The following is a 5,678-nucleotide window of genomic DNA, read 5'->3' on the forward strand; positions in this document are numbered from 1 at the left end:
TTGTTCCTCGTGATAACGATCGTCGATAGCAGGTTTGAACAAAAGCAGTTTTTGTTGAGCAAATTCGACACGTTTTAAACGACGGATCAATTCTTCCGTTTTTCCGGAAAACATCGAACCGCAAACAACTTCAATCCAACCGTTTTGTCTCGCCTCAGAAGGGATTTGCTCTAAAAACATCATTTTTTAAGGTTATCAACAATTCGTTTTAGACAACTATTCAAAAATCAAAAAGAATTGTCTTTTCCGAATTGTAATTTTATACTGCAAAAATTGTTATTTCCCGGGTCTAAAACCAGACGAAGTGTACAAGTTTTATCAAATGTTGAAAAATTCCGAAATACTGAAAATATGGAAATGCACGCATTAATCGAAGAAATTGCAGCGATATTAGTGAAAATCAAGTCGGGAGAAGCGACTCTGGGCGAATTGGAAGCTTTTGCTGCAGCAACGAATCAATTGAATGAGCGAGCGATTGTTTTACGCTATAAAGCATATGAAACGAAAGTTTACGGCAATCCGGTTTCTGTTTCTGAGCAGGCTATTTCGGAAACTTTATTTGAAAAAGAAGAACCGGTTGTGGAACTGGAAGTAGAAGAAGTTCACATCGAACCGGTAGTTGAGGAAGAGCCTTCTTTTGATTTATTCGGGATGACTGAAGAAGAGGAGATAGAAGATGAACTGGCTTTCGAATTGATCGAAGAAGAATCATCAGAAGAGGAAATCGAAGTGATCGAAATTCCGGAACCGATCATCGTTCAGGAAACCAAACCCGAGCCTGTAGCAGAACCCGTTTTTGAAAAGCCGGTTGAAAACCTTGGATCTTTGCACCCGATTTACGGGAAATTGAATTCCAACGACGGAACCTTAGCTGCACGTCTGATGACCGTTCGCCTGGAAACACTCAAAGGAGCTTTTGGATTTAATGAGCGTTTACAGATCATCCAGGAATTGTTCAACGGATCGAATGATGAGTTCAACCAGTTGATCGAACAGTTGGAAGGAATTCAAACGAAAGAAGCGGCAAGATCTTTGGTGAGTAGTTATGCCACAAAATACCAGTGGGATGTTGACAGCCAGTTGGCCATCGAACTGATTCAAAAAGTAGAACGTAAATATGCATAAATTTCTTTCCTTACTACTATTTCTTCCGCTGCTTGGTTTTGCCCAGGTAGAACAAGGTCGTTTAACCGCTCAAAAATTGTGTTCTCCGGAATTTCATGGTCGTGGTTACGTCAATGGCGGAGATTCGATTGCAGCAGAATTTCTTGCAGCAGAATTCAAAAAAATGGGCTGCCAGTTTTTTAATAACACACCGTTTCAACCCTTTCAGTTTAAAGTGAATACCTTTTCGAACAGGATGATCTGTGCCGTAAACGGAAAGCAGTTGATTCCCGGAAAAGAATTTGTCGTAGATCCTTCCTGCCCGATGTATTATGCGGATAGTTTGAAAGTCTATAAAGTGTTGACGGAAGATTTGTTCAACGGAAAGAAAATCAAGAACAAAATCAGCCAGGGAGCGATGAATCGCTCGAAAACTTCGGTTGCCTTTGCCTTTCAGTTTGGTTTATGGAAAGGTGACACCTTGAAAATAGCGAAGGAATTGGCTAAAAGTTTGGGTTCTTCCATGCCGATTATTGAAATCTTCGACACGAAGTTTACGTGGAGTGTCAGCCAGGAACAAAGCCGTTTTCCGGTAATCCAGGTACAATCCAGTGCGTTCGATTGTTCGGAAGATGAATGGAATTTTCAGATCAAAGTCGATGCAAAAACGATCAATCATACGGCAAGAAACGTGATTGCGTATGTTCCGGCAATCAAGAAATCGAAAAAATACTTTGTATTCAGCGCGCATTATGACCATTTGGGACAAATGGGGCAGGAAGCCTATTTTCCGGGTGGAAATGACAATGCATCGGGAACAGCTCTTTTGTTGGAAATGGCCCGTTATTACGTGAAAAACCCTTCCAATGTAAATGTGGTGTTTATCGCATTTGCGGGTGAAGAAGTGGGCTTGCTGGGAAGTAAGTACTATACCGAAAACCCGATTTTCCCGCTTCCAAATATCCAATTCCTGTTCAATCTGGACATTATGGGAAGCGGAGAAGAAGGAGCTACGGTTGTCAATGCAACATTGTTCCCGGAACAATTCGAAGTGCTGAAATCCATCAACGAAAAACAGCAGTTTTTACCAAAAATCGGCTCTAGGGGAGCAGCAGCAAATTCGGATCATTATTTCTTCACGCAAAAAGGAGTTCCGGCATTTTTCATGTACACCATGGGGCCCAATAAGCATTACCACGATGTGTACGATACGTATGATGAATTGAGCTTTAATAAGTTCAATGCCATTTATCAGCTGTTGATCGATTTCGAAAAAGTGGTTTCCTGGAAGAGATAATGGCTATCTAGCGCTTCTTTTTTCGTGGATGTTGATAAGTGTTAAAAACCGCAAATACCACAATGTTTTCTTCAATGATTTCATACAGAATCACATAGGGAAACAAATATAAGGGAATTTGCCGGTAATGATGGAAATGTTGATATCCGGTTGGTGCAATCAAAATATCGTTACAAGTAGTTCTGAACTGCTTTAAGAATTGTTCGCCCAATCCTTGCTTTTGTTCTTCATACCAATCATAAGCATCAACAATGTCTTGTCTTGCTTCTATGGTAACGATTAATTTCATTTGGATTTGCTACGGACAAAAGATTCAATTTCATCTATAGAAAATGTTTCACTTTTCCCACTCAGATAACTTGCTTTTCGTTCGTTTAATAGTAATAAATGCTCATCTGTTAGTTCCTGATCCAAACCTTCTTCTTTGACAAACTTTAGAGAACGAAGATAGGTCAACAATGCCTGAGCATCCTGAGAAGAATCATCTATGCTGAACAAGTACTTCATAAATCAAAAATAGGTAAAAAACAGGTTTGTTACCGGGAATGAATGTTAAAATAAAGGTATTCAGGTTGTTGTGTGCTGTTTTAATTTCTATTCAACTGACTATTTTCGTGAGTGATCTTACCCTTTGACAAGTACTTAAAAACAACCTTTTCGGGTATTTCAGGAACGCTTTCCGTGGCCTACTTTTGTACTATCAGAAAAACAAAAAAGATCTGGTATTAGAGGATAAAACCATTTACATCCGGAAGGTGTTGTTTCATAATAGGTTAGTTTTAGGTAAGTTAGTTTTCGTTACCTTCCGGAGTAGCTTACTGCTACAGCTACATCAAATAGGTACCCATAGTCGGTTAGATGAGCATAGGACAAGGATCGTTATTTCCCTTGTCCTATGCTTTTTTGTAGCTCTGTAATTTTGAGTATCTTCACTCGCAACTATTTATGAAAGAAATGCGGTTATCAGTAATTTTCTGTTTTTTTCTATGCTTTAACAACCTCTATTCCCAGAGTTATCGCGATGAAGAAAAAATAAAAAAGACGATTCAGGCAAAAGCGGCAAATTGTGCGCCTGCAAATAAAACGACTTATTTGGAATACAATAATGTGCGTGCAATGGTCCATACAGCTGGAAATCTATGGCAGATTCCCGGTCAAAACCTGTCGCAATATGAGATTCCTAAAAATTCCAAAATCATGTGCTTTTTCACATCGGCACTGTGGTTGGGAGGGACAGACGTAAACGGTCAGTTGAAATTGGCGGCTTTGCGCTACCGTGCAGGTCAGGATTACTGGACAGGCCCGTTGACCAATACTTCAGCAGAAATTGATCCGAGTGAATGTTTGAAATACGACAATCATTTTGTAACGGGTAAAGATCTGGTGAAACAGTTTGATGCCTGGTACAATGCAGGTGTTTTAGATCAGCAAAACGGAACCAGTTTACAACAAGCCAATTTCCCGAATTACAAAATCCCTGATTTTATCAAAAACTGGCCGGCTCACGGAGATCTGTCAAAAGGACAGGATTATAACCTAGCACCCTTCTTCGACAGGGATGAGGACGGAAATTACGAATGGGAAGAAGGAGATTATCCGTGGTATGATATCAACGGAACCAAAGATTGTAAAACGGATCGGAGGGTTTCTCTTTACGGAGATTACAATATGTGGTGGGTGATGAACGACAAAGGAAACATCCACACGGAATCCGGTGGAGAACCGATCGGGATGGAAATTCGTGCACAGGCTTTCGCTTTTGCTACCAACGATGAGATTAATAATATGACATTCTACAATTATGAATTGATTAACCGCGGAACACAAACCTTATTCAATACCTATTTTGGGATTTTTGTGGACGGGGCGCTTGGAGATCCGTTCGACGATTACGTAGGATGCGATGTAAACCGCGGTTTGGGATATTTCTATAACGGAGATGCCATGGACGGCGATAACCAGGGATATTACGGTTACGGAGCAAATCCGCCGGCAGCCGGGGTGGACTTTTTTGAAGGGCCGTATCAGGACAATGATTTATTGGATAATGCCTATGGAATCGGATCAGGAGAAGCATTGAACGGAATCGGATATGGTGACGGAATCATAGACAATGAGCGTTACGGAATGAGACGCTTTTTGTATTATGTCAATTCAGGAGGAGGCTTGAATCCGAATCAAACCGACCCGACAACCGCAGCAGATTATTATTGCTTTTTAAGAGGAAGATGGAAGGACAATACACCGTTTTATTACGGTGGAAACGGACACATTTCCGATCCGACCGTCAACCCGAACGTCCCTTGCGATTTTATGTTTCCGGATGATACGGATCCGCTCGGATGGGGAACAGGTGGCGTTCCGCAGCCTGTCTGGACAGAACAGACAGCGAATAATTTACCTTACGACAGACGTTTTCTGCAATCTGCCGGACCATTTATTCTGAAGCCGGGAGCAGTCAATAATATCACGGTTGGAATGGTTTGGGCAAGAGCTGCCGGTGGAGATCCTTTTCAATCCGTTCGGTCGTTGAGACTGGCGGATGACAAAGCGCAGGCCTTGTTCGAAAATTGTTTCCGTGTATTGGAAGGTCCTCATGCCCCGGATTTAACAGGACAGGAGTTGAAAAATGAGTTAATCCTCTATTTGTCGAACAATTCTGCATCCAATAACCAACACGAAGATTACAAAGAGTTTGATCCTTTTCTTGTTTCTTCCGATCCGAATGTAGATAAACACTATCGTTTTCAGGGATACCTGATTTATCAGCTCAATAAACCAAATGTGAGCGTTTCCGACCTGGATGATGCTACGAAAGCAAGATTGGTTGCACAGGTTGACGTGAAAGACGGCGTGAAGCGTTTGGTGAACTTCGAGTTTGATGAGCACCTGCAGGCTTCCTTTCCGATTGAAAAGGTCAAAGGAGCAGATTTGGGAATCAAGCATACGTTCCGTGTTACGGAAGATTTGTTTGCTTCCGGTGACAGACGTTTGGTGAATTTTAAGCGCTATTATTACATGGCGATATCGTACGCACATAATAACTTCAAAACGTATGACCCGACAGATCCGAACGCATTGGATGGCCAGAAAAAACCGTTTTTAGGAAGTCGTAAAGCCGCCATCGGTGAGGTGAAAGTGCTGGAAATGATTCCTCACGATCCGGTACCTGAGGCAATGGGTACGATGCATTTTGCTTCTTACGGAATTACTCCGCGCATCACGCGTTTGGACGGAACCGGAAACGGAGGTCGCGAATTACAATTGACTACTGCAT

General features: G+C 41.7%; 4 protein-coding genes and 2 pseudogenes. 3 read left to right on the top strand and 3 right to left on the bottom strand.

All coding sequences use genetic code 11. The annotated features are described in order from the left end of the window. A pseudogene (locus Q1V93_RS04520) lies at positions 1 to 180 on the bottom strand (thymidine kinase); the annotation flags it as partial. Between the two features lie 177 nt (positions 181 to 357). On the opposite strand from Q1V93_RS04520, the gene Q1V93_RS04525 reads away from it, so the two are divergent. Further along, positions 358 to 1,125 carry a hypothetical protein gene (locus Q1V93_RS04525; protein WP_300662076.1) on the top strand — a complete coding sequence of 256 codons (768 nt, stop codon included), beginning with the start codon at positions 358 to 360 and terminating at the stop codon, positions 1,123 to 1,125. Next, positions 1,118 to 2,401: a M20/M25/M40 family metallo-hydrolase gene (locus tag Q1V93_RS04530; protein ID WP_300662079.1), complete on the top strand. Its 1,284-nt coding sequence runs from the start codon at positions 1,118 to 1,120 to the stop codon at positions 2,399 to 2,401. Before Q1V93_RS04525 ends, Q1V93_RS04530 begins: the two co-directional genes overlap by 8 nt. Before the next feature lie 7 nt (positions 2,402 to 2,408). Here Q1V93_RS04530 and Q1V93_RS04535 read toward each other — a convergent pair whose 3' ends face one another. Further along, on the bottom strand, positions 2,409 to 2,690 hold the full coding sequence (locus tag Q1V93_RS04535) for a type II toxin-antitoxin system RelE/ParE family toxin (RefSeq protein ID WP_300662082.1): 282 nt from the start codon (positions 2,688 to 2,690) through the stop codon (positions 2,409 to 2,411). Continuing rightward, positions 2,687 to 2,908: a hypothetical protein gene (locus Q1V93_RS04540; RefSeq protein WP_300662085.1), complete on the bottom strand. Its 222-nt coding sequence runs from the start codon at positions 2,906 to 2,908 to the stop codon at positions 2,687 to 2,689. The genes Q1V93_RS04535 and Q1V93_RS04540 overlap by 4 nt, the downstream gene beginning before the upstream one ends. A gap of 447 nt (positions 2,909 to 3,355) precedes the next feature. Here Q1V93_RS04540 and Q1V93_RS04545 point away from each other — a divergent pair. Further along, positions 3,356 to 5,678: pseudogene (locus tag Q1V93_RS04545) on the top strand (T9SS C-terminal target domain-containing protein); the annotation flags it as partial.

The sequence above is a fragment of the Fluviicola sp. genome, from assembly GCF_030151805.1.
Classification (GTDB): domain Bacteria; phylum Bacteroidota; class Bacteroidia; order Flavobacteriales_D; family Crocinitomicaceae; genus Fluviicola.

What these genes read in the sequence shown, in the direction of transcription:
- Q1V93_RS04530 (WP_300662079.1), top strand. Translation starts at nt 1,118, where the DNA reads ATGCATAAATTTCTTTCCTTACTACTATTTCTTCCGCTGCTTGGTTTT.
- Q1V93_RS04525 (WP_300662076.1), top strand. Translation starts at nt 358, where the DNA reads ATGCACGCATTAATCGAAGAAATTGCAGCGATATTAGTGAAAATCAAG.
- Q1V93_RS04535 (WP_300662082.1), bottom strand. Translation starts at nt 2,690, where the DNA reads ATGAAATTAATCGTTACCATAGAAGCAAGACAAGACATTGTTGATGCT.
- Q1V93_RS04540 (WP_300662085.1), bottom strand. Translation starts at nt 2,908, where the DNA reads ATGAAGTACTTGTTCAGCATAGATGATTCTTCTCAGGATGCTCAGGCA.